Genomic DNA, 24,802 nt, shown 5'->3' with positions numbered 1-24,802 from the left:
CCTAATATTTTAAAAAACCGCCTCCGCAATTTTCTGAACATTAGTACTTTTTCCCATTGAATAATAATGCAAAACAGGAACTCCGGCGTCTTTCAGTTCTTTAGATTGTTCTATAGCCCATTCAATACCAACTTTCCTAACTTCGGTATTGTTTTTACAGGCTTCCACATTTTTTATCAATTCTTCAGGCAAATCTATGCTGAATACCTGTGGCAACAGTTGCAGGTGTCTTTTAACGGCTATTGGTTTTATACCGGGAATTATGGGAACAGTGATTCCTGCTGCCCTTGCCAGGTCTACAAAATTAAAATAAGCTTTATTATTAAAAAACATTTGTGTTACCACATAATCTGCGCCTGCATCTATTTTTTCCTTAAGCCTTTTTAAGTCGGTTTGTAAAGACGGTGATTCCAGGTGTTTCTCGGGATAACCGGCCACACCAATACAAAAATCGGCGTTATTATCAGATTCAATAACTTCGTTTAGGTATTTTCCTTCTCCCAAATCTTTAATTTGTGTTACCAGCTCACTGGCAAAACAGTTTCCACCATGAGTAGGTTCAAAATAGCGTTGGTGTTTCATAGCATCCCCGCGAAGTGCCATTACATTTTCAATACCCAGGTAATGACAGTCTACCAGTAAATACTCAGTTTCCTCCCGGGTAAAACCGCCACAAAGTACATGTGGAATAGTATCTACATTATATTTTTGCTTTATTGCTGCACAAATTCCAACCGTTCCGGGGCGCATACGGGTTATCTTTCTTTCCAGTAAACCGTCCGCTTTTTTAATATAAACGTGTTCTTCCCGAGAGGTAGTCACATCTATAAACGGCGGATTAAACTCCATTAGGGGATCTATATTATTATAGAGATCCTGAATATTCCTTCCTTTTTGTGGTGGAACGATTTCAAAAGAGAATAATGTTTCTCCTTTAGCTTGTTTTATATGTTCTGTTACTTTCATTTAATCTTATGTAAAATGTATATTGTAAACTGTACTTTCATTCTACATTTTTACAATCTACCTTGCTATTCATTATGTTTAATCTGCGATATTCGGGTTAAGCCATTTTTCAGCTTTCTTCAACGGAATTCCCTTTCTCTCGGCAAAATCTTTTACCTGGTCGTCTTTAATTTTACCAAGGCCAAAATAACGCGCTTCAGGATTGGCAAAATAATAACCACTTACACTTGCGGCCGGCCACATCGCCAGACTTTCGGTAAGCTCTACGCCAATTCGCTCTTTTACCTTTAAAACCTCCCAAATACTTAGTTTCTCCAAATGATCTGGACAGGCCGGATAACCCGGTGCGGGGCGAATTCCCTTATAGGTTTCCTTAATTAATTCTTCGTTGCTTAAATTCTCTTCGGGAGCATAACCCCAATCTTCGCGTCTTATCTTTTTATGTAAATATTCTGCAAAAGCTTCCGCAAGACGATCGGCCAGGGCTTTTATCATTATCGAATTATAATCGTCGTGGTCTTCTTCAAATTTCGCGGCGAGCTCTGCAGTTCCAAAACCTGTTGTCACACAAAAACAACCGATATAATCCTGAATTCCCGTTTCCTTTGGCGCAATAAAGTCGGAAAGCGCAAAGTTTGGTTTTCCTCCGTGCTTTTTTAATTGCTGCCGAAGGGTTCTGAAAAGCATCGTTTTTCCTTCTGAATCCTCTTCATAAGAAACCTCGATGTCATCATCGTTTATGGTAGTTGCCGGAAACAATCCGTACACCGCTTTTGCTTTTAATAATTTCTCATCAAGAATTCTTTTCAGCAAAACTTTAGCATCTGCAAATAAAGAAGTTGCCTGTTCCCCTACTACTTTATCTTTTAAAATATCGGGGTACCGGCCGTGCAAATCCCAGCTTCTAAAAAACGGACTCCAGTCTATAAAAGCTTCAAGTTCTTTTAAATCGAAATCATCAATCTGCTGAATTCCCGGCTTATTTGGCTTAGTGATTTGAGTGGTTTCCCACTCAATTGAATACTTGTTTTTTCTTGCTTCTTCTATAGGTAAAAAGGATTTCACCTTACTCCTTTTCTTAAAATTAAGCCTGAATTTATCATATTCGGCTTTAAGATCGCTCATATATTTTATACGAGTATCTTCCCGCAATAAATCACCAATTACGGTAACTGCACGGGAAGCATCGTTTACGTGGGCAACCGCATTTTTATATTGCGGATCTATTTTAACCGCTGTATGCGCTTTTGAAGTAGTGGCGCCTCCAATTAACAAAGGCACGTCAAAATTTTGCCGTTCCATCTCTTTGGCCAGGAAAACCATCTCGTCTAAAGAAGGTGTGATCAAACCGCTTAGCCCAATAGCATCAACACCTTCTGCTTTGGCTGTTGCTATAATTTTTTCTGAAGGCACCATAACGCCCAGGTCTATAATTTCATAATTATTGCAACTCAATACCACGCTCACAATATTCTTCCCAATGTCATGAACATCTCCCTTAACGGTGGCCATTAAAACTTTTCCAGCCCCTCCAGCACTCGATGGTGGCGCCTTTTTAAGCATTCTGGAAATTTTATTTACAACGCTGTCCAGATCAGAATGTATATCATCGCCCTTAAACCTAATAATTCTGAACTCGTGCTCTTTTAGCCAGGCTGTTCTTTCTTCGTTAGTTGTTTTATCTTCGGGCAATTGATGGATCAAGCCATCAATTTCTACGACAAGCTTTTCTTTAAGACACACAAAATCGGCTATATAACTTCCTATTATATGCTGTTTCTTAAACTCATAATCCTTTAAGTCCCCTGTATCTAAAACATCACCCAAAATGGTTTCGGCTTCACTAATATTATTATAGCGATGTTTTTTGGCAAATTCCTTCATTGAAACGAAGAGTTCCGGTTCAGCCTTTTCCCAATAATCCTCCCCTTTTGGAGGCTGGGGGGCTTTTTTTGCAGCTTCTATATAAGGTAAAAGATAAGCTACCGCTTTCTTCATTACCCGCGCCGATTTCACTACCTGTGGAAGAAACATCTTTCCGCTTCCAAATAGATCACCAACCACGTTCATTCCTATCATCAAATGACCTTCGATGACCTCAATAGGTTGATCGGCTTCCTGGCGGGCCTGTTCTATATCCTCTAAAATAAAAGCATCGATTCCCTTTACCAGTGCGTGGGTAACCCTATCCTGCAAGGGTTTTTCCCTCCACGAAAGATCTACTCTACTTTCTCGTTTTGAACCTACCACTGTTTCGGCAAATTCAAGCAGGCGCTCGGTGGCATCTTCCCTCCTGTCCAGGATTACGTCTTCAACATGTTCTAAAAGATCTTTTGGAATATTATCATAAACTTCAAGAAGTGCAGGATTTACAATCCCGATATTCATTCCGGCTTTAATAGCGTAATACAAAAACACCGAATGCATGGCTTCCCGTACCGGATTATTTCCGCGGAAGGAAAACGAAACATTGCTCACTCCGCCGCTTATACTGCAATGTGGAAGGTTTTCTTTTACCCAACGTGTTCCCTCAATAAAATCTATAGCATTGCGTTTATGCTCGTCCATCCCGGTTCCCACCGGGAAAATATTCAGGTCAAAAATGATGTCCTCGGGCGGAAATTTCACTTTATTGACCAGAATATCATAAGATCGTTTTGCGATTTCAATTCGGCGTTCATAATTATCGGCCTGCCCCACTTCATCAAAAGCCATTACAATTACCGCTGCCCCGTAGCGCTTTATTTTGGTGGCGTGCTCAATAAATTCTGCTTCACCTTCTTTAAGGCTAATGGAATTCACCACACATTTTCCCTGGACCACCTGCAAACCGGCTTCAATAATCTCCCATTTAGAACTGTCTATCATAATAGGCACACGGGCAATATCGGGTTCGGCTACAATTAGGTTTAGGAACTTCACCATAGCCTCTTTACCTTCAATAAGGCCATCGTCCATATTGATGTCAATAATCTGCGCCCCACCATCTACCTGGTCCCTGGCAACTTCAAGGGCTTCTTCAAATTTCTCTTCTTTAATTAACCGAAGAAATTTTTTGGAACCGGCCACATTGGTACGCTCCCCTACATTTACAAAATTACTGTCGGGAGTAATTATTAGTGGCTCAAGGCCTGATAATTTCAGAGGTCTCACCTCTTTTTGTTTTTTATTAGGGGTAGAAAATTCCTCCTGATCTGTTTCTTTTTTCACTGTTTCTATCATAAAGCGGTGGAAAATTCAGGTTCCACTATTTTTCTGGGATTATAATCTTTGGCGATTTCAGCTATAGCTTTAATATGCTCAGGTGTTGTTCCGCAGCAACCTCCCAGGATATTTACCAGTCCTTTTTCTAAATATTCTTTGATCTGCGTTGCCATTTCTTCAGCATCCTGATCATATTCTCCAAAAGCATTTGGCAAGCCTGCGTTAGGATAAGCCGAAACACCGGAACTCGCAAAACGGTTTAAAACCTCCAAGTGCGGAGTTAGTTCTTTAGCGCCCAAAGCGCAGTTAAAACCAACACTTAGCAACGGAATATGCGATACTGAAATTAGAAAAGCTTCAGCGGTTTGCCCCGATAAGGTTCGGCCCGAAGCATCGGTAATTGTTCCGCTAACCATTATAGGAATATCGAGTTGCAATTCTTCTTTAAGTTCTTCTATGGCAAAAAGCGCGGCTTTAGCGTTTAAAGTGTCGAAAACGGTTTCTACCAGAAGTATATCCACGCCACCTTTTATTAAAGCTTTGGCCTGTTGTTTATATGCTACCCGCAATTCTTCAAACGAAATTGCCCTGAAACCGGGATCGTTAACATCGGGACTCATACTCGCTGTTTTGTTGGTTGGCCCAATAGCGCCGGCTACAAAACGAGGTTTTTCCGGATTTTCTTCAGTCATTTTTACGGCGACTTCTTTGGCAATCCTGGCCGACTCATAATTGAGTTCATCTACCAGCTCTTCCATTTTATAATCGGCCATAGCGATGGTGGTTGCAGAAAAGGTGTTGGTTTCCACAATATCGGCACCGGCTTCAAAATATTTGCGGTGAATGGTTGCAATTGCTTCAGGCTGGGTAATGGATAACAGGTCGTTATTTCCCTGCACCGGTACCGGCCAGTCAGCAAAACGTTTTCCACGGAAATCCTCTTCAGAAAATTTGTAATCCTGAAGCATCGTGCCCATGGCACCGTCTAAAATGAGTATATTTTTTTGAAGTTGTTCTTCTAATTTCGACATATAATTTTATCTAAAATCACTATCAAAAAAAGAAGCGGGAAAGAATTCTTTCTTGTTATCTATCTGCGCCAAAAGCGCAGTAGAACGTAGCACCTTCTCCCATTACAGGAGGGTTGCCAAGGTTTCAACGGGTCTATTCCCTCAACCTTTCTTGATAACGATGTTATAAACAATGAACTTGAATCAGCAAATATACGGCACAGCCTTTTAAATGCAAGGTGTGCTTACTATTTTTACGGATAATTTATTTTAGTTGCCCTACTGTAATTTATTTCTAAAAAACAGGTGATCCTTATTACTTTCACTGAAGTAATAAAAATTAATAAGGCAAATAAACAGAATCTTTTAATTTATCAACTCCCCGTTTAGAGTAATAGCATAATTAATTTCAGCTGCCTTTTCCAGCATTTTAGAAACAGAACAGTATTTCTCCATAGAAAGGTCTACTGCGCGTTTTGCTTTTGCTGCAGGCACATCTCCTTTTAAAAGAAAATTAAGCTGAATTTCCTTAAAAACATTGGGTATCGCACCATCTTCCCTAAAACCTTCAACTTCTACCTGAAGATCTTCAAGTTCCAGGTGTTGCTTTTTAAGGATCATAACAATATCAATACTGCTGCAACCGGCAATGGCCCGAAGCAATAAATCCATTGGGCTGGCGCCCTTTGGTTCGGCATCGGTTTTATTGTCTAAGTGAACAATGTCTCCACGTTCGTTTACGGTTTCAAAATGATAATCTTTATTGAGTCTTTTAAGGCTAATCTTCATTGGAATCTTATTTTGAACAAACTTAAGCAATGCTTACTAAAAAACCTCACAGTTCTAAAGCTTATGCAGGGTTTACGGATTCTCGTAAATGAAATTAACAGATTTTTAATAGATTTACGGGAAGCTTATAAATAAACCTGCTTTTATACTGGTTGCGAACTTTAGTTCAGTTTGGAAGGATGTGGGTTTAACGAGTTCACAACAATAAATTTTCAAAAAAATGGGACTATTCGATTTTTTCAAATCAAACAAAAGTTCGTCTAATAATTCAAAGTCTGAAAAAATAAAGCAGACAAGAACAAAAGAAGGAACAAAAGCAATTCTTTCCAAACTTGGAATAAATCCTTATTATTATAATCACGAAGAAATGGAGCCGTCTGAAATTTCATTGAATGAAGAACTAGCTGGTGCTATTAAAGTTTCCGATATAACATTTGAGTTGGGAGATAAAGAGTTTGATTACATAAGTTTAACTGATAATAAAGATGGAACAAAATCTCTTTATCTCGCTCAAAATCATCCAGAAGAAAGATCAATTAAAGTTTTAGTGGATAAATTTTATGTAGAACTTGGTGAAGCTAAATATTTAGGTCAAGAATTCACAAAATATGATTTAATGACTATGAATGAGCAATCTCATTTCGAATTGAGAGAATGGCAGTTACCAGGTTTTAAAATAGTTATAGGATATAATAAAAATCCAAAGATGGACTCCAATTATGTTTTAGTGGAAGAAAATTAACAGTGGCTAACCACGGCTCATTGAAAATAACGAGTAGTATGCTGAAAAATTACTATTTTGTAGCCAATTATTAAACAACTAAGCCGACTAATCCGAGTCTTTATTCCCGAAACTAGCGACAGCTGCAACCGTTATGCTTAATAATTTATGAAAGAGATATACATCAAAAGTTTTGAGGAATTAATTAAAAAACTCGAGCCTCTAAAGAAAAGAAATACATTAATTTTTAGGGGACAATCAGATAAGAATTGGTCTGTTATTCCAAAAGCAGGAAGAAAAGAATTCCATAAAAATTATTCTGCAACTTTCACAGATGCTCATACTTTCAAAGCTTGGAAAAGATATGCCAAATTTCATTTAGATAAATATCCTGATAATGACTGGGATTGGCTGGCTATTGCTCAACATCACGGATTAGGAACTAGATTATTAGATTGGTCAAAAAATCCTTTAGTTGCAGCTTATTTTGCTTGTTATGAAAATTTCGATAAAGATGGTGTAATATACTATTATGCCATTACAGATATTAATGAATTTGAAAGAGGAGAAAATCCTTTTGAGTTTAAAAATTTTGCTGTTTTCTTTCCAAGCGGTTTAGCATCCCGAATTATAAATCAAAGAGGTTTATTCACAATCTCGGGTAAACCTGAAATTGGTTTAGAAAAAACTTTAGGAAAACAACTTCATAAAATAGTTATCGATTCCAAATCAAAAAATGGAATAATTAGATCTTTAGATTTTTATGGAATAAATAAACTTAGTTTGTACCAAGACCTTGATAGTTTATCTGATTACCTAAATGAGTATTTAAAAGTATTGGGAGAAAATAAGAGAGAAATTGAAACGAAACTTCTATTGAGTGATGAATAAAATTACAAATCATAACATCGGTTCATCGCAAATAACGGGTATTGTAGAAAAACTATAATTTTAGTAGAAACCAGGAAAGAAAATAACTAAGCCGACAAGTCCGGATCCATAATTTCAAAACTTGAGGTAACCGTAGCTGTTGGTGGTAATACTTTTTTAAAAACAATTAGATGAAACGAATATTTTCCTTTCTCTTAATATTAGTTGCTTCCGTTTCCATTTATGAATTTTTTATAAGTAAAAAATCTGAATTTGTAGCAGGAGAAAACCGATACTATACATTGTACGAAAGATATTTTGATGATGATGTAGTTCTCAATACCACTGAGGCCTATGACAATGATAAATATCACATAGAAAAAAAATTCCAGGAAATTCAATCATTATTTAAAGAAGCTAAGGAAATTAGAGAAAATCTAATCCTATATAGAGATGAAATAAGAGCAACAAATAATATTCAGGATTTAGAAGAGCTTCGATCTGATTTAAATACAAAACAAAAACATCTTGAAAGAATAAAAGATAATCTTTCATTTCAGAAAAATAGTCTGAATGAATTAGAAGAATACATAGTTAAATTCGAGAATGAAGTTGAATCAATGTACTTATACAAAGTAGAAATTCAAACTCAAAAACAAAATCTTGAAGATCTAAATTCTAACCTCCAAAATTTTGATTCGGTTTCCAACTATTTACACGTAGTTGCTGAATATAGAGAAATTCAAATTGATCGTGCAAATGAATTAAGGAGACTAAATGAAGAAAAAGAAAGTAAAGTCTCCTCAATTCTTAACTACAAACCTAAAGAAAAATATTATCCTGATTATAACAACAATAATTATAATCAACCAAGATCAAATGTAAAGTTTTACACTAATTCTTTTGGAGAAAAGGTCCAATCTCCATCCTATTATAATTCACCACCGAACGGAGCGACAGCATTATGTAAAGACGGAACCTATAGCTTTAGTAGAAATAGACGAGGAACTTGTTCAGGACATGGTGGAGTAAAAAAGTGGTTAAATTAAAAATTCGTTTAAGTACTACCGCCAATCAAGTAGACGGCTCCGTCAGAAATTGACGGAGTGCGCCTCTCCACTCCCGAAAGCTTTCTTGATACGGCTCTTCCCGATTAACTCGACACACGCTATATATGGCGGTTAAAACTCCTCCCTTCTCAAGCGAAACGGGCATTCCGAAGCAATGACAGAAGGGTTAAACCACCCCGGCCTATCGGCCACCCCTCCTTAAAAAGGAGGGGAGCTTAATAAGCTTTAAAACTATTGTATTTTATTCTAATTAATTCCCCCTTCGGGGCCAGGGGATTACACCCCAATACTCTGTACCACTTCTTTTTTGGCTTCTTTTTTACTACCATCAAATCCGGTTACGCCACCAACGGTGGTGTACTTAAGTACATATTTTTTATCAGGAAAAATTCGCTGATAAGCACTTTGACACATAATCGCCGCTTCGTGAAAACCGGAAAGGATCAATTTCAATTTTCCTTTATAAGTGTTTACATCACCAATGGCATAAACACCGGGAATGTTGGTTTGATAATCGTAAGAATTATCAACTTTAATCGCATTTTTCTCTATTTCCAGCCCCCAGCTTCCAATCGGGCCCAGTTTAGGCGACAATCCGAAAAGCGGAATAAAATCGTCTACGTCTTTAAATTCCTCCCCGCGGGCTTCATCTTTATGCCTAATTACCACCTGCTCAAGTTGATCTTCACCTCTAAGGCCAACAACCTCAGCATTGGTTATCATTTCAATCTTACCAAGTTTGGCCAATTCTGAAACTCTTTCTACAGAATCCAATGCCCCACGGAACTCTGCCCTCCGGTGTACCAAAGCAACTTCAGCAGCAACATCGGCCAGGTAAATGGCCCAGTCTAAAGCTGAATCCCCTCCACCGGCGATCACAACTTTCTTATCGCGGTAAACTTCAGGATCTTTAATAAAATAAGAAACACCCTTATCTTCAAAATCTGCAATATTGGCAATAGGGGGTTTTCTTGGTTCAAAAGAACCTAATCCACCGGCTATAGCCACCACGGGTGCGTGGTGTTTGGTGCCTTTATTTGTGGTTACTATAAAAGTACCATCGTCCAGCTTTTCCAAAGTTTCGGCGCGTTCGCCCAAAGTGAAGCCTGGTTCAAAAGGTTTTATTTGTTCCATGAGGTTTCCAACCAAATCTCCCGCTAAAATCTCTGGAAATGCCGGAATATCATAAATTGGTTTTTTAGGATATATCTCAGAACATTGCCCGCCGGGTTGCGGCAGCGCGTCTATTAAGTGGGTTTTCAACTTTAGCAATCCCGCTTCAAAAACGGTAAACAATCCGGTTGGTCCGGCCCCAATTATCAGGATATCTGTCTTAATCATCACTCTTGTTTTTAACTTTTAAAGATTCGGTTATAGAATTCATTTGCTCTACTTTGGCTTCAAAATCGCCCTTTATAGTGCTTCGATATTCATTCAGGTTTTCTACCATTTGGTTTACATCCTCAGGAATTACTTCCTCAAAGAACTGGCGTAAACGCTTTGCCGCGGTAGGCGATTTTCCATTCGTGGAAATCGCTATTTTTACGTGGCCTTTATTTACAATTCCGCCCATATAGAAATCACAGAGTTCCGGAGTGTCGGCTATATTGGCCAGTAAATACCGCTTTTTGGCGTGTTTATAAACGCGCTTATTCAATTTAGCATCATTGGTAGCCGCGATTACAAAATGCCGGTTCTTAAGATATTTTCTTCTATATCTGCCTTTGGTCAATTTGGCCCCGTGTTTTTTTGCCAGTTCTTCTGTTTCAGGCAAAAACCATTTTGCTACAATTTCTACATTGGCATTCGGACTCGATTTAAACAGGAAATGCAATTTTTCATGTCCCACCTGCCCGCCTCCAACGACCAGGATATTCAGCTTATTGACCTTTAAAAAGACCGGGTATAATTCGTTTCTTTCTTCCATAGTCTGCACTTAAACCTGTGAGGTTTTTAAAACCTCACAGGTTTCATTAATTAATGAATTTTGTGACTGATTTTGAACTTCCTGAAAAACAGCTTTCAGCTGTCCGCTTTCGCGAACCACTTCACCAATAACAATAATGGCGGGAGCGGTTAATTGTTTTTTAGCAACTACTTTCTCAATACTTTTAATGGTTCCGAAACCCGATTGCTCATTGGCGGTAGTACCATTCTGAATAATTCCAACCGGAATATTTTCTTTTCCGTAGTGGCTAAAAACCTCTACAATTTCAGCGAGTTTCGCCATCCCCATTAAAATAACCACCGTTGCGGTAGATTGTGCTGCCAGGCGAACATCATCAGAGAGTTTCTTTTGAGTGGTTGTTCCTGTGATCACCCAAAAACTTTCAGAAGTTCCCCGTTGTGTTAACGGAATTCCCACATTTGCCGGAACCGCTATTGAGGAAGTAATCCCTGAAACCACAGCCGTTTCCAAACCTTTGCTTTTGGCATAATTAATCTCCTCAGATCCCCTTCCGAAGATAAAAGGATCGCCACCTTTTAATCGCACCACATGGCCTCTTTCAAGGGCATATTTTACAATGAGCTCGTTAATTTCATCCTGTGAATAACGATGCTTATCTTTTCGTTTTCCTACAAAAATATGCTCCGCTTGCGGTGCATATTCTAATAGATCTCGGTTTATAAGCGCATCAAAAAGTACCACTTTGGCATCTTTTAAAGCATTTAGAGCTTTAATGGTGATCAATTCCGGATCTCCAGGCCCTGCGCCTACCACGCTTAGTTTTGGTGAATTATACATTTTGTACCTCCTTTGTTCTAAATGCATCTACTCTTTTTAGGAACAAATGCGCATCTTCTAAATACTTATTGGCAAAAGCTTCCGTTGGCTCATGCTCATTCATTTGGTAAACGAATTCTTTAAAAGAAGTCGATAACTCAATTTTTTTGGTATCTACAAACAACTCGTCAAACTGAGAAATAATCCCCGCCTGGGTGTTGGTTTTTACATCTTCTGCCAGCAATAAAGCCTTGGCTGAATTTACAATTGAGGTATAAGAATGATAAATACTATCTGCCCAGGCATTTCTTTCCAGTGCACTTTTAGCATTATCTATTTTTTCTTCGCTTTCAAATAATAAGGTTGCGATAAGGTCTATAACAACCCCGGCACATTCGCCCACACCCACAGCTTTTATGTAAGGTTCTTCGTGACCCCAGTCTACAAACTCGTTTTCTGTTAGGTTTGAAGTATCGGCCAGTTCTTTCAATAAATCATAGAAATATGTTTTCCCCTGCCTGTCGTAATATTCCGCAAATTTTTCTTCAGCATTTGCATTTGCTTCATAATCGTTTAGCAAGAATCGTAAAGCTTCCGGCCCGCGTTTACTGGGTACTTTCACCACTTTATCGGCAAAACGGCCCTGGCCGTCCCCAAGGGTTCCTCCGCCCAATAGCACCTGAACTGCCGGTGCCACGGTTTTGCCAACTTTTACCGACATTCCCTGAAAACCGATCTCAGCCATATTATGCTGCCCGCAGGCGTTCATGCAGCCGCTTATTTTTATCGTAATATCTTTTCCGTTTATAAACTGCGGATATTCTTCTTTTAAAACATCTTCCAGTACATCGGCAATTCCGGTGCTGCTGGCAATCCCCAGGTTACAGGTATCGGTACCGGGGCAGGCCGTGATATCTACCGTTTTATCATAACCGGTATCGGCATAGCCCAGTTTCTTTAATTCTGAATAGAAAAATGCTAAGAATTCTTCCCTTACGTGGCGAATTAAAATATCCTGTCTTAGACTCAGTCTTATCTCATTACCGGCGTATTTTTTCACCAAATCTGCCAGTTTCCTGGCGCCACCGGTATAAAAATCACCTAAGGGAACACGAATTCCAACCGCGAACAAGCCCTCCTGTTTCTGCGGAAGAACATTGGTGTTTTTCCAGGTTTCAAAATCTTTCTGATCTTCAATTGTTACTGAAGGCACCTCAACATCCTGAAGCGGCGGTGCAGCTTCAAATTTTTCAACTTCAAATTTTGGATGGTTTTTAGAGAGGGCCGTATTTTGTTCGGCTACCAACTCCATAAAAGCATCTTTTCCTATATCTTTTACAAGGAATTTCATCCTCGCTTTCAGGCGTTTTGCACGTTCACCGTAACGATCAAAAACTCTCAATACCCCTTCAATTAAAGGAAGGGTTTCTTCCACCGGAAGAAAATCATATAGCTCATCGGCATGTCTTGGTTGAGAACCAAGTCCACCGCCCAACATTACCTTGAATCCGCGTTTTCCATCTTTCAACTTCGCGATAAAACCAAGGTCATGAATGTAACTTAAGGCAGTATCCTCATCTGAAGAAGAGAAAGAAATTTTAAATTTTCTTCCCATTTCCTGGCAAATCGGGTTCCGTAGAAAAAACTGGAAAGTACCGTGCGCGTATGGGGAAACATCAAAAGGTTCGTTTTTATCAATTCCCGCGGTTGGGGAAGCGGTTACGTTCCTCACAGTGTTTCCGCAGGCTTCACGCAAAGTAATATCATCTTTTTCCAGCTGCGCCCAAAGCTCTGGAGTTCTGTCTAAACTCACGTGGTGAATCTGGATATCCTGACGCGTAGTAATATGCAAACGGCCTTTTGAGTATTCATCAGAAACATCGGCAATTCTATGTAGTTGTTCTGAAGTTACCTTTCCAAACGGCAATTTTATCCTAACCATTTGTACGCCCGCCTGTCGTTGCCCGTAAACCCCACGCGCTAATCGCAGGCTTCGGAACTTTTCTTCATCTGCCTTTCCCTCACGAAACAACCTGATTTTCTTTTCTAAATCAAGGATATCTTGCTCTACAATTGGGTTCTCTATTTCGGTTCTAAAACTTTGCATTATTGATAATTTTTAAATTGAAGCCTGAACTACAGGTGTTTAACAAAAAAGGTCCTTTTCTAGTTTTCACTTAATTGGACCTTCTATAATTTTTATAAAAGATACTTTTAAGGGCAGGGAATACACATTATTTAACGGTACATTAAAGTATATTTATGCTCTTTTTCCATCTCTTTTATTTAAGCGTGAAGACCACATTCACGGTTTTCCAAAACTTTGGTAGGATCAAAATACTTAAACTCGTTTGGCAGTTCATGTTGCTCTAAATAAGCATCCAGTTTTTCATCGCTCCAATGATAAAACGGACTCACTTTTAAAATTCCGTCTTTGCTATAGCTTAAAATATCTATGCTATCTCTAAAACTGGTTTGGCCCTTTCTTAGATTGGTAAACCAAACATCTGGATTTTGCTGACGCATAGCCCGCAGAAAAGGTTCCAGTTTCACCTGTTTAGTAAACTCTTCGTGTTGGGGATTATTAATATCCGGGATTCCACCAAAAAGCGCATCACGATAAGCAGCGGTTTGCTTTGGTGTGTAAAGCTTAACATTAAGTGATAACTGGTCTATTACCTGCTTTGCGTGTTTATAAGTTTGCGGGGTATTATAGCCGGTGTCGCACCAAACCACTTTTATTACCGGGTCTATTTCTGAAACCGCGTGTAAAATTGCGGCTTCATAAGGCCTAAAGTTGGTAGTGATCACTGGTCTTACCGAGTTTGATATTACCCATTGTACGATCTCTGCCGGTGTAATTCCCTTAAACTGCTGATTAAGGATCTTTAATTCATTTTCGCTGTACCGTTTCATCTTTTACAAATTTTCTGGCCGTCTCCGAACCTAACTATACTTTATATACTTTTCTAAAACGTAATTTTACTCTTTCCCAAAACTGATCATATTCCAAAGCCGCTCATGGCCAAAATACAGGATCATCTTAGTTACTAATTCTACCGACCCAATTGCGAGTGCAGTTTCAATCTCCTCTGTAAGAACCCATGAAATGACAATCGTATCTATGGTCCCTACAATTCTCCAACTCACCGTTTTCAAAATACTTCGTAAGGGCTTCTCAGAAGTACTGTCTTTTTTATAAGTGCTTTTAGATTTTACCTGATCCAGTATCATACTGCTTCCTCTTTAAATTCTATTAACCTATCGGATTAGTAGGTTATGGAACAAAAGTAACTTTGTTTTTTTAGCAGACCAATTATTAAAGGCCTAAATTTCAGTATTTAACATTTATTTCTTATTTCCTATTTCTTAGTAGAAATATCGGCTAAAGTATTATCGCCCAGAACCTTTAGGGTACTATCCCTTACCTGAATCATTAAACTATGTACTGAACAGGCTTCTTCACTGGGGCAATCGTCACACTTTTCATAGTAATTAAGGCTTACACAAGGCACCATTGCAATAGGACCTTCCAAAACCCTAATTACTGAAGTCATTCGAATATCTTCCGGCTCTTTGATTAGATAATAGCCGCCGCCTTTACCTTTTTTAGACCCTAAAAATCCCGATTTTCGCAATTCCAGAAGTATGCTTTCAAGGAATTTCTGCGAGATACTTTCACTTTTTGAGATCTCTGAAGTTTGTACCGGTTTTTTATCACCTCTTTTCGCGATAAACGCCAGGGCTTTAATACCGTATTTGGTCTTTTTTGAAAGCATATTGCGAATATACTTAAAGTTTGACTTTTTCGCATTTATTATTGAATTCTCTACGGAAAAATCAAAAAGCCCGATTCCTGCTGAAATTACCATAACTAAATTGAGTTTAGAGCCTGTTTTAAATCTGCTACCACATCTTCCACATGTTCCAGTCCTACTGAAACCCTGACCAATCCGGGTTTTATCCCCGCTTCTAACCTGTCTTCTTCACTCAACTTGCTGTGGGTTGTAGATGCAGGATGCGTAACGATGCTTCGGGTATCCCCCAAATTAGCCGATCTTGAACAAAGTTTTATAGCATCTATAAATTTTCTCCCGGCTTCAATGCCTCCCTTAATCTCAAACGCTACGATATTCCCTCCTTTTTTCATCTGCTTTTTGGCAATCTCGTACTGCGGATGCGACTTTAAAAATGGGTATTTTACATTTTCGGCATTGGCCTCGGTTTCTAAAAATTCTGCCACTTTCTCCGCGTTTTCACAATGTTTATCCAAACGTACTGCAAGCGTTTCCAAACTTTTAGAAAGCACCCAGGCATTAAACGGCGACAAAGCCGGCCCCGTATTCCTTGAGAACAGGTAGATTTCCCTAATAAGATCGGCATTTCCAACTGTTACACCGCCCAGGACACGGCCCTGCCCGTCTATTAATTTTGTAGCCGAATGTATCACCAAATGCGCCCCGAATTTTATAGGATTCTGCAGCCAGGGTGTGGCAAAGCAATTGTCTATAATTAAAATAAGATTATGTTTTTTAGCAATCTCCCCTAAAACTTCCAAATCCAGAACATCTACACCGGGGTTGGTTGGCGTTTCAGCAAAAATGATCTTTGTTTCGGGCTTTATTAAACTTTCAATTTTATCAACTTCGTCCACATTAAAATAAGTATGTGAAATATTCCACTTTGGAAAAAACTTAGTAAACAAACTATGTGTAGAACCAAAAACCGAACGTGCTGAAATTATATGGTCACCACTATTAAGCAAGGCAGCCAGGCTTGAAAATACGGCGCTCATTCCGGTCGCGAAAGCAAAACCGGCCTCTGCCCCTTCCATTTTGGCTATTTTTTCAGTAAATTCTGAAGTATTGGGATTGGTAAATCTGCTGTAAATATTGCGTTCCTTTTCTTCAGAAAATGAAGCTCTCATATCTTCGGCGTCATCAAAAACATAACTGGACGTTAAGTACAATGGCGTGGAATGCTCCTGGTACTGTGTACGCTCGTTTTGTGTTCTAATGGCTTCGGTTTCAAAATGCATAATTGTTGGTTTTGTTGTTTTTAATTTAATCTTTGCGATAATTTAAGCACATCGCTTGCTACTCCGCGGGCGGTTACCGCTGCTCCTGCCCCGGCTCCCTGAATTACCAGCGGTTGATCGCCGTAAGATTCAGTGTAAATTTCAAAAATATTATCGGCTCCTTTAATTTGTCCCAGCGCGCTATTTCTAGGTTCAGAAATAAGTTTTGCCTCCAGGCTGGCACTTCCTACTTCAATTTCCCCTATGTACCGCAGTACGTGATCTTTGTTTTGTTCCTTTTTATGCTGAAAAAATATTTCGTCAAGCTCGCCTATTCTACGCTGAAATTCTTCCGCGGAAGTTTGTCCGTTCAGTTTCTCCGGAATTAAGGATTGAATTTTAACTTCCTGAAATTCCTTTTCCAGCTGAAGCTCGCGAGCCAGGATCAGCAATTTTCTTCCAACATCATTTCCCGAAAGGTCCTCCCGGGAATCAGGTTCTGTATATCCCAATTTTCCAGCTTTTCGCAATACATCAGAGAATTTCTCTTTGTTTTCAGAAAAAGTATTGAAAATAAAACTCAAAGAACCGGAAAAAACACCCCTAATTTTAGTGACTTTTTCTCCCGCCTGGTGCAAGCCCTGAATGGTTTGTACAATTGGTAAACCTGCACCCACGTTGGTTTCGTAATGAAAATATTTTCCGTGGTAATCTAGTTCTTTGCGTAATTTATTATAAAAATCGGCAGAAAGGGTGTTCGCCACTTTATTGGCGGCTACCAGATTAAATCCGTTTTGAATTAGCCGAATATAAAGCTCTACAAATTGCTTGCTCGCTGTGGCATCTATTGCGATAAGGTGTTCCAGGTCGTTTTCCTTGGTAAAATCCAGGATATCTTCCAATTTGTACTTTTCAGCAGATTTTTTGAAATCCTTTTGCCAGTTTTCAGAAATGCCTTCGGCATTATAAAGCGCTTTCTTCGAATTGGCGATCACGGGAATACTTACCGAAACCCCGGAATGCTTTTCCCATTGCTCCCTTGCGCTGAGCAATTGCTGGATTAAGGTACTACCTACGTTACCTATTCCAAATAAGATGATATTCACTTTCTTCATCTATTTATATTTTAACCCCAAATTGGGAATTTGAAACAGACCTATCTTCCTTAGCCTGTTTGTTGAAACTTTTTGCTTTCAGCGTCACGCCGGTTTCATTTTCTTTATTGTTGGTCTTAAATACCGGTTTTAAAAACCTGGACAATTGGGAAGCTTCAATTAAAAACGCATCGTGCCCGTGAATTGATCTTATTTCGTGAATGCTTACATTATTTTTTACAAGGGAAAGGTTTACATAAGTATCCCAGTTCTCATCGGCCAGGAAAAACCAATCTGAATTTACTGTTACAATATGAATATCTCCCTCTATTTGCTTTGCGGCTTCCAGGTAATTACCGTTGCCTTTGCTAATATCTATGGTGGTTAGCAAATGGTTCATAAACTTATAAGAAGCCAATTGAAAACGTTCCTCCAGTTTATCGCCGTGATATTGCAACCAGCCTTCAACTTTATAACAAGGCTTCACCTCTTCTTTGGTTCGGTTAAACTTTTTGCTTAGCGATTGTGGCGTTCTGTAAAAAGTCATTGCATGCATTCTCGCATCTTTCACCGGCGCATTGGAGTTATTCAGGATTTGCTCCTGCACTTTACAATTTGCCAAAACCCAATCTGTAGCTTTATAATCTGTGGCGATCGGAATAATATTTTCGGCCAAACCGGGTTTTAAAGCGGCCAGTTCCCAGGCCAAAGCGCCCCCAATAGAGCCCCCAATTATGGCAAACAATTTTTCAATTTTTAATTGCTGGAGCGCTAAAGCCTGGATTCTGGCAATATCTGTAAGGGTAAATTCTTTATAATTAAGAATTAAATGTTCTTTTTTTCCGTTAAACCCATTCCCCGGAATATTGAAGGCCAGAATACTGAACTTCTCGGTATCGATACATTTTTGAGGACCAACTATTTTGGTCCACCAGCCGAGTTTCCCGGTTATCTGGGAGTTTCCGGTAAGCGCGTGATTTATTAGAACAATCGGCGCAGTTTCGGAATTCTGACCAAATTGTTGAAAGCTCAAATAAATATCCTGAACCGTTCCCGCGGAATTTTCAAAATCTTTTAAACAGAGTTCCTGAAGCATTTTTTTCTTTTTTTCGATTTAGAAAGGGCAAAAGGAAAAAGACTTAACCTGGCTGCTTTTTCCTTTGCCTTTCCACCAACAATAAATTATACCAGAGCTTTTTTCTGAATTTTAGCAAAAGCCTCTTTTAGATCTGTTTTTAAATCTTCTACAGCTTCCAAACCTACCGAAAGACGAATAAGGTCTTGCGTAACTCCGGCCGTTGCCTGTTGTTTTTCGTCCAGTTGCTGATGTGTAGTGCTTGCAGGATGAATAATCAAAGATTTTGTGTCCCCAATATTGGCAACCAGGGAGAAAAGTTTTGTTTCATCAGCAACAACTTTCGCCGATTCAAAGCCACCTTCTACCCCAAAAGTAACCACACCACTTTGTCCTTTCGGAAGGTATTCTTTGGCGAGTTTATTATATTTGCTGCTTGCCAGCCCGGGATAATTTACCCATTTTACTTCTTCCTGCTCTTCCAGCCATGTGGCTAGTTCCAGGGCATTTTCACTATGTTGTTTTATCCTAATTTCAAGGGTTTCCAAACCTTGTAAAATCTGAAATGCGTTATATGGACTTAATGCCGCTCCGTGATCACGAAGGCCTTCAATTCTAACCTTGGCAATAAAAGCAGCTTCCTTTAAAGCTTCATGGTAAACAAGTCCGTGGTAACCCGGTGAAGGCTCGGTGAACTCCGGGAATTTTCCATTTGCCCAGTTAAAATTACCGGCATCTATTATGGCTCCTCCCAGGGATGTTCCATTACCGCCTATGTACTTGGTAAGCGATTCTATAACAATATCTGCCCCGTGTTCTATAGGCTTTAATAAAGAAGGAGTTGCCACTGTATTATCCACTATAAATGGAACTTTAAGATCATTAGCTTGTGCAGAAATTGCTTTAAGATCTAAGACATCTAATTTTGGATTCCCAAGTGACTCTACGAAAATCGCACGGGTATTTTCTTTTGCTGCCTTCTTAAAATTCTCCGGATTCTCTGGATCTACAAAAGTGGTCGTAATTCCAAACCTGGGTAAGGTTACACTAAGAAGATTATAAGTTCCGCCGTATAAACTGCTCGAAGCTACGATATGATCACCTGTTTTTAAAAGCGTTAAAAGCGTGGTATTAATTGCAGCCGTTCCTGAAGCGGTTACTACCGCGGCAATTCCACCTTCTAGGGCGGCAAGGCGTTGCTCCAGAATATCGTTAGTAGGGTTATTTAAACGTGTATAAATGTAACCGGGTTCTGCCAGGGAAAATAGGTTAGCAGCGTGATCTGAGTTATTGAAAACATAAGAAGTTGTTTGATAAATAGGCACCGCCCTTGTTCCTCCGTTAGCTTTAGTATCGTGACCGGCATGTAATGCGTTTGTTGAAAATTTTTGAGTACTCATAATTTCTAGTTTTTTAAAGTTTTGTTTTGCTTCTTTTTTGAAGCTTGATTTTTGTTTTTGGATTTCCGCCTGCGCGGAAATGACAATGTTTTAATAAAAAAAATCCCCTTAAGCAGCTATTACCAAGGGGACCTTTAAATTGAACTCTAAACAAACTAAGTTACATTCGGTTTTGGCAATAGCATTTCATGTGTCGCATACACATACACATCATCATAGTGCGCATCATCATATTATTTATTGCCTTAATATTTTTCATCTTTTAATTTTTGTCATTCCCGCATCTTGTGCTGAATTTATTTCAGTAAAGACGGGAATCTTATTTACTTATTTTAAATTTCTCTCTTTACAGGAATCTTATTTTCTTTATTTGGATTTCCGCTCCCGACAACTATCGGGACGGAAATGACTCTCTTTAAACGCAAAAAGCCGCTGCGATTGGCAGCGGCTTTTTGCAATTTATATCTTTTCAGGATTAAGCAATTGAGCGCGCTGCGGAAGTCCTCCCCATCATCATACGCATCATATTGCAAATTACCTGGTACATTTTAGTTGTTTTGTTTGGTACAAAGATAAGGGCAGAAATTTTTAATAACCAAACCCAAACTTCATTTTTATGAAAAAAAAATTATTATCGATTTAAAATGAGTAATCAATAATTTAATCGCATCAAAATTATTTATAATTCAATTACCAATCAAAAACTAAATCTAACAGGCTCTACTTCAGAAGTATAAAATCATCTTTAAATATTTCACCACCCAGGTTAATTTCCAAAGCATTTCAACAGAAAGAAAAAGAAAGTTAAAGAAAGTTTGAGTTTGGGTTATTTTTATACATTTGTACCCGAATTAATAAAGGGAAGGATTTGACTGATTGCAACCCTTTTATGCTTTTAAAAAAGTATAAGAAAAATGCTAAAGCAGTATCACTACTCCCTTAGCTTTTCGTCAAATTCAACCCGTATTTTTTAAACTAATTTAAAAATATGGCTTATTTATTTACTTCAGAAAGTGTTTCTGAAGGACACCCCGATAAAATCGCCGATCAGATTAGCGATACGTTACTAGATAATTTCCTTGCATTTGATGAAAATTCTAAAGTTGCCTGCGAAACTTTAGTAACTACTGGCCAGGTGGTTCTTGCCGGTGAGGTTAAAAGCGACACCTATCTAGACGTGCAAAACATTGCCCGGGAAGTAATCAATGATATTGGTTATACCAAAGGCGCTTATAAATTTAGCGGAGATTCCTGCGGAGTTATTTCTTTAATCCACGAACAATCCCAGGATATAAATCAGGGAGTTGACAGGAAAAACAAAGAAGAACAAGGCGCCGGGGACCAGGGAATGATGTTTGGCTATGCTACCAACGAAACCGAAAACTATATGCCCCTGGCATTAGATATTTCTCACAAAATACTTATCGAACTGGCAAAATTAAGGCGTGAAGGAAGGGATATTCCTTATTTGCGTCCGGATTCTAAAAGCCAGGTTACTATTGAATATAGCGATGATAATGTTCCGCAGAAAATTGTAGCTATTGTGGTTTCTACCCAGCACGATGATTTTGACAAGGATGATGATAAGATGCTGAAAAAGATCAAGAAAGATATTCTTGAAATTCTTATTCCGCGGGTAAAAGAGCAATTGCCGGAATATGTTCAAAAGCTATTTAATGATGAAATCACTTATCATATAAACCCTACCGGAAAATTCGTGATTGGTGGGCCTCACGGCGATGCCGGACTTACCGGAAGAAAAATAATCGTAGACACCTACGGCGGAAAAGGCGCTCATGGTGGCGGGGCATTCTCTGGGAAAGACCCTAGTAAAGTTGATCGGTCTGCTGCTTATGCTTCACGTCACGTTGCAAAAAACCTGGTTGCTGCGGGACTTGCAGACGAAGTTTTAGTGCAGGTTTCTTACGCCATTGGAGTGGTAAAACCAACTTCAATTTCAGTAGAAACTTATGGAACTTCTAAAGTGGATATGAAAGATGGGGAAATCGCTAAAAAAATTGCTGAAATTTTTGATATGCGACCCTGGGCCATTGAAAACCGCCTGAAACTTAGAAACCCTATTTATCGTGAAACTGCCGCATACGGGCATATGGGAAAAGAACCAAGAACCATTACCAAGATCTTTAAAAGTCCATATTCAGGAGAAATAAAGAAAGAAGTTGAATTATTTACCTGGGAAAAACTGGATTATGTAGATAAGGTAAAAAAGGCTTTTAATTTGTAAACCGGAAACTCACTATATAAAAACCCCGCAGAATTTAAAACCTGCGGGGTTTTTCATTTTAAATTATAGGATATTGCAATTAAACTGTGGAAGATGATTTGCTTCTTCCTTTTTCAGCGCCACCACTCTCCATCAATTTCTTAAATTCCTTAAGGTCTTTTTTTACGATCTTTTCAAATGCGGGATTGACGAGTTTTGCTGCAAAACCTCCCGCATCACCTGCCGGTGGCTTGTAAGTAATTGTGGTTTCCACTATAGTACCTCTTCCTTTAGGGTCGATCTCAAATCTTACTTCCCCGGAATTCTCTATTTCTGAGCCCGGCAAGGATCTCCACATTAATAAATGATTTGTCCTTTCCTGAAGTATTTCAGCATCCCATTCAATCGTACCTAAACCTCCCGGGATTTTAGCTATCCATTGAGATCTATTGTTTCCAATTTCCCTTACTTCTTTTATGTGACTCATAAATTTAGGCAGGTTCTCCAGGTTTCTCCAGTATGCATATAATTTTTCCCTGGGTTGGTTAATGGTCGATTTACTGGTTGCAGTCACACTTTTACTACTCCTCTTGTTAGAAGTTCCCATTCCTTTGGCGCCTTTATATAACAATGCCCCGCCAACAACAGCGCCTAATACACCCAAAATACCTTTTTTGTTTTCACGAATTGTGGAGAGCCAGTCTCCTTGATTATCGTGATCCCGGTCTTTAGATTTCCACTTTTTTGCTTCGCTGCTGGATTCAGACCCTTTCTTGTTAGACAAATTTTTGTCGTACGCTTCGCCACCTGTTTCAGTTCTCCCTGAATTTGAAACATTTCTCTTATCAAAATCGCTCCCTGTTTCAGGTCTTTTTGAATTTCCTGGGTTAGTTTTTTTTTCGTTTTCTGGTTCCATGTCTTTTCAATTTAATTTTTAATTATTCAGTCTTAATTTACGACACAAACCATTTCATTAGAAATATAACATGCTAAAGTTTAGTGAATTAGATGCAGCTTCTAAAAACCAAGGGTTTTTCCCCATCCTGTAAAATTTGCTCTCTCTCAACTACTGCAAATCAAGATATAACTTCTGAAGATTAGAGTACTGAAATTTTTCTACCGGAATCTTACTAAAACGATGTTTTATTCAATTGCTAAAACGATGTGGATTTTTAGTCATTTCTTCGGAAAGCTTTAACAACCGGACGCAGTTTTAATTCCTAATTTTATTACTACACCAATCAAACACCTTATGTCTGTTTTTAGAAAAGTAAAAAACACCTTCAACCTATTAAAGTCGGTTGATATGGATCAGCTGGCCAAAATAAATGAGCAAATAGATCTTTCAGAAGCAATGAAAAGTTTGGGCCAGCTAGATGAGCGGCAACTCAAGGGTTTGATGAAAATGTTAAAAACCAAACGCAAAAAAGGCCAAAGTGACCTTCCTCCCATTACCGGCGATTTTTACAATTTAGACCTTAAGCTTACCGATGAGCAACGCCAGCTCCAAATGGATGTGCGCAATTTTATGGAAGATGAAGTTCGACCTTTGGTAAACGACTATTGGAACCGTGCTAAATTTCCGCACGAGATCATTGAAAAGTTCAAAAAACTAAATATAACAGGCGTGCCCTATGAAGGCTATGGTTGTCCTAACCTTCCATTTTTAATGGAAGGCATCATAGCGCAGGAAATTGCCCGCGTAGATGTTTCAATCTCTACTTTTTTTGGAGTGCACAGCGGACTTGCAATGGGGTCTATTTACTTATGCGGCAGCGAAGAGCAAAAGCAGGAATGGCTTCCGAAGATGCAAAAACTGGATGCTATTGGTGCTTTTGGACTTACCGAACCTAATGTGGGTTCTGGCGTAGCCGGCGGGCTCGAAACAACCTGCAAGTTTGATGGCGAGAACTGGATCTTAAACGGACAGAAAAAATGGATTGGTAACGCCACTTTTGCCGATGTGATTATCATTTGGGCACGGGATGAAGATAGCAACCAGGTTAAAGGTTTTCTTGTAAGAAAAGGAAACCCCGGATATAAGGCAGAAAAAATGGAGGATAAAATGGCCCTGCGAATTGTGCAAAACGCCATTATTACTTTAACGGATTGTATAGTGCCCGAAAGTGACAGGCTGCAAAAAGCCGATTCATTTAAAGATACCGCAAAAGTGCTTAGAATGACCCGTGCGGGAGTAGCCTGGCAGGCGGTTGGTTGTGCACGTGGAGCTTATGAAAGCGCGCTAAAATACACCCGGAAAAGAGAACAATTTGGAAGGCCAATCGCTTCTTATCAATTAATTCAAAATCATTTGGTAGAAATGCTTTCCAACCTTACCGCGATGCAAACTTTAGTTTTCAGACTATCTGAAATGCAGGATGCCGACTTACTCACAGATGAACACGCGTCTTTAGCGAAGGTTTTCTGTAGTATGCGCACAAGAGATGTGGTGAGTCGTGCCCGTGAAGTTATGGGCGGCAACGGAATTCTCCTTGAATACGACGTAGCACGTTTTGTAGCCGATGCTGAAGCCATTTATAGTTACGAAGGAACAAAAGAAATTAATTCGCTCATTGTAGGCCGTGCCATTACAGGGTACAGTGCCTTTGTGAGCTAAATATAAACCATTCAAAAAAA

Annotated in this window: 21 protein-coding genes and 1 riboswitch; of the genes, 5 read left to right on the top strand and 16 right to left on the bottom strand. The window is 39.0% G+C overall.

The features are described 5' to 3' along the window. Window positions 1-9: 9 nt before the first annotated feature. From metF to LB467_RS01415, 4 genes are all read right to left on the bottom strand, one after another. Entirely contained in the window at window positions 10-966 is a 957-nt protein-coding gene (gene metF, locus LB467_RS01430; protein ID WP_224472254.1) for a methylenetetrahydrofolate reductase [NAD(P)H], read from the bottom strand. Between the two features lie 78 nt (window positions 967-1,044). After that, the gene (locus LB467_RS01425) at window positions 1,045-4,188 is read right to left on the bottom strand and encodes a vitamin B12 dependent-methionine synthase activation domain-containing protein (RefSeq protein ID WP_224472253.1); all 3,144 of its coding nucleotides are present in this window, start codon (window positions 4,186-4,188) and stop codon (window positions 1,045-1,047) included. Next, window positions 4,185-5,201 carry a homocysteine S-methyltransferase family protein gene (locus LB467_RS01420; protein WP_224472252.1) on the bottom strand — a complete coding sequence of 339 codons (1,017 nt, stop codon included), beginning with the start codon at window positions 5,199-5,201 and terminating at the stop codon, window positions 4,185-4,187. Before LB467_RS01420 ends, LB467_RS01425 begins: the two co-directional genes overlap by 4 nt. 52 nt (window positions 5,202-5,253) lie before the next feature. Then, a riboswitch (SAM riboswitch) is annotated at window positions 5,254-5,362 on the bottom strand. A gap of 184 nt (window positions 5,363-5,546) precedes the next feature. Then, entirely contained in the window at window positions 5,547-5,969 is a 423-nt protein-coding gene (locus LB467_RS01415) for an OsmC family protein (protein ID WP_224472251.1), read from the bottom strand. A gap of 220 nt (window positions 5,970-6,189) precedes the next feature. Here LB467_RS01415 and LB467_RS01410 point away from each other — a divergent pair, with 220 nt between their 5' ends. The 3 genes from LB467_RS01410 (at window position 6,190) to LB467_RS01400 (ending at window position 8,609) form a co-directional block, all read left to right on the top strand. Further along, a complete protein-coding gene (locus LB467_RS01410; protein WP_224472250.1) occupies window positions 6,190-6,711 on the top strand; it encodes a hypothetical protein in 522 nt (173 codons plus the stop codon). Window positions 6,712-6,858: 147 nt separating this feature from the next. Next, window positions 6,859-7,581, top strand: coding sequence for an FRG domain-containing protein (locus tag LB467_RS01405; RefSeq protein WP_224472249.1), 723 nt, complete (start codon window positions 6,859-6,861; stop codon window positions 7,579-7,581). 170 nt (window positions 7,582-7,751) lie between these two features. Continuing rightward, window positions 7,752-8,609 carry a DUF3761 domain-containing protein gene (locus LB467_RS01400; RefSeq protein WP_224472248.1) on the top strand — a complete coding sequence of 286 codons (858 nt, stop codon included), beginning with the start codon at window positions 7,752-7,754 and terminating at the stop codon, window positions 8,607-8,609. A gap of 297 nt (window positions 8,610-8,906) precedes the next feature. Here LB467_RS01400 and LB467_RS01395 read toward each other — a convergent pair whose 3' ends face one another. The 11 genes from LB467_RS01395 to LB467_RS01345 form a co-directional block, all read right to left on the bottom strand. Further along, the gene (locus tag LB467_RS01395; RefSeq protein WP_224472247.1) at window positions 8,907-9,971 is read right to left on the bottom strand and encodes an NAD(P)/FAD-dependent oxidoreductase; all 1,065 of its coding nucleotides are present in this window, start codon (window positions 9,969-9,971) and stop codon (window positions 8,907-8,909) included. Beyond that, window positions 9,964-10,557, bottom strand: a complete 594-nt coding sequence (locus tag LB467_RS01390) for a precorrin-2 dehydrogenase/sirohydrochlorin ferrochelatase family protein (RefSeq protein ID WP_079713351.1) — start codon at window positions 10,555-10,557, stop codon at window positions 9,964-9,966. Before LB467_RS01390 ends, LB467_RS01395 begins: the two co-directional genes overlap by 8 nt. Before the next feature lie 9 nt (window positions 10,558-10,566). Beyond that, entirely contained in the window at window positions 10,567-11,403 is an 837-nt protein-coding gene (gene cobA / locus LB467_RS01385) for a uroporphyrinogen-III C-methyltransferase (protein WP_224472246.1), read from the bottom strand. Next, window positions 11,369-13,462, bottom strand: coding sequence for a HEPN domain-containing protein (locus LB467_RS01380; RefSeq protein WP_224472245.1), 2,094 nt, complete (start codon window positions 13,460-13,462; stop codon window positions 11,369-11,371). The genes cobA and LB467_RS01380 overlap by 35 nt, the downstream gene beginning before the upstream one ends. Window positions 13,463-13,641: 179 nt before the next feature. Next, window positions 13,642-14,271 carry a phosphoadenosine phosphosulfate reductase domain-containing protein gene (locus LB467_RS01375; protein WP_224472244.1) on the bottom strand — a complete coding sequence of 210 codons (630 nt, stop codon included), beginning with the start codon at window positions 14,269-14,271 and terminating at the stop codon, window positions 13,642-13,644. Window positions 14,272-14,337: 66 nt separating this feature from the next. Beyond that, a complete protein-coding gene (locus LB467_RS01370; RefSeq protein WP_224472243.1) occupies window positions 14,338-14,589 on the bottom strand; it encodes a DUF2061 domain-containing protein in 252 nt (83 codons plus the stop codon). Between the two features lie 128 nt (window positions 14,590-14,717). Further along, the gene (locus LB467_RS01365) at window positions 14,718-15,134 is read right to left on the bottom strand and encodes an RrF2 family transcriptional regulator (protein ID WP_224472358.1); all 417 of its coding nucleotides are present in this window, start codon (window positions 15,132-15,134) and stop codon (window positions 14,718-14,720) included. A 95-nt stretch (window positions 15,135-15,229) separates the two neighbouring features. Then, a complete protein-coding gene (locus LB467_RS01360; RefSeq protein WP_224472242.1) occupies window positions 15,230-16,393 on the bottom strand; it encodes a trans-sulfuration enzyme family protein in 1,164 nt (387 codons plus the stop codon). 20 nt (window positions 16,394-16,413) lie between these two features. Then, entirely contained in the window at window positions 16,414-17,487 is a 1,074-nt protein-coding gene (locus LB467_RS01355; RefSeq protein ID WP_224472241.1) for a homoserine dehydrogenase family protein, read from the bottom strand. Window positions 17,488-17,491: 4 nt separating this feature from the next. Next, on the bottom strand, window positions 17,492-18,562 hold the full coding sequence (locus LB467_RS01350; protein WP_224472240.1) for an alpha/beta fold hydrolase: 1,071 nt from the start codon (window positions 18,560-18,562) through the stop codon (window positions 17,492-17,494). Window positions 18,563-18,648: 86 nt separating this feature from the next. After that, window positions 18,649-19,941: an O-acetylhomoserine aminocarboxypropyltransferase/cysteine synthase family protein gene (locus LB467_RS01345; RefSeq protein ID WP_224472239.1), complete on the bottom strand. Its 1,293-nt coding sequence runs from the start codon at window positions 19,939-19,941 to the stop codon at window positions 18,649-18,651. A 988-nt stretch (window positions 19,942-20,929) separates the two neighbouring features. Here LB467_RS01345 and metK point away from each other — a divergent pair. Next, the gene (gene metK / locus LB467_RS01340; protein ID WP_224472238.1) at window positions 20,930-22,186 is read left to right on the top strand and encodes a methionine adenosyltransferase; all 1,257 of its coding nucleotides are present in this window, start codon (window positions 20,930-20,932) and stop codon (window positions 22,184-22,186) included. Between the two features lie 79 nt (window positions 22,187-22,265). Here metK and LB467_RS01335 read toward each other — a convergent pair whose 3' ends face one another. Continuing rightward, window positions 22,266-23,081 (bottom strand): SRPBCC family protein, encoded by an 816-nt coding sequence (locus LB467_RS01335; RefSeq protein ID WP_224472237.1) that lies wholly within the window; start codon window positions 23,079-23,081, stop codon window positions 22,266-22,268. A 336-nt stretch (window positions 23,082-23,417) separates the two neighbouring features. Between LB467_RS01335 and LB467_RS01330 the strand changes: the two genes are divergently transcribed. Then, window positions 23,418-24,782: an acyl-CoA dehydrogenase family protein gene (locus LB467_RS01330; protein WP_224472236.1), complete on the top strand. Its 1,365-nt coding sequence runs from the start codon at window positions 23,418-23,420 to the stop codon at window positions 24,780-24,782. Window positions 24,783-24,802 lie beyond the last annotated feature (20 nt).

The sequence above is a fragment of the Salegentibacter tibetensis genome, from assembly GCF_020164485.1.
Taxonomy (GTDB): Bacteria; Bacteroidota; Bacteroidia; order Flavobacteriales; family Flavobacteriaceae; genus Salegentibacter; species Salegentibacter tibetensis.
The sequence above is the reverse complement of the archived record's forward strand: the minus strand, read 5'-3'. Positions and strand labels throughout refer to the sequence as shown.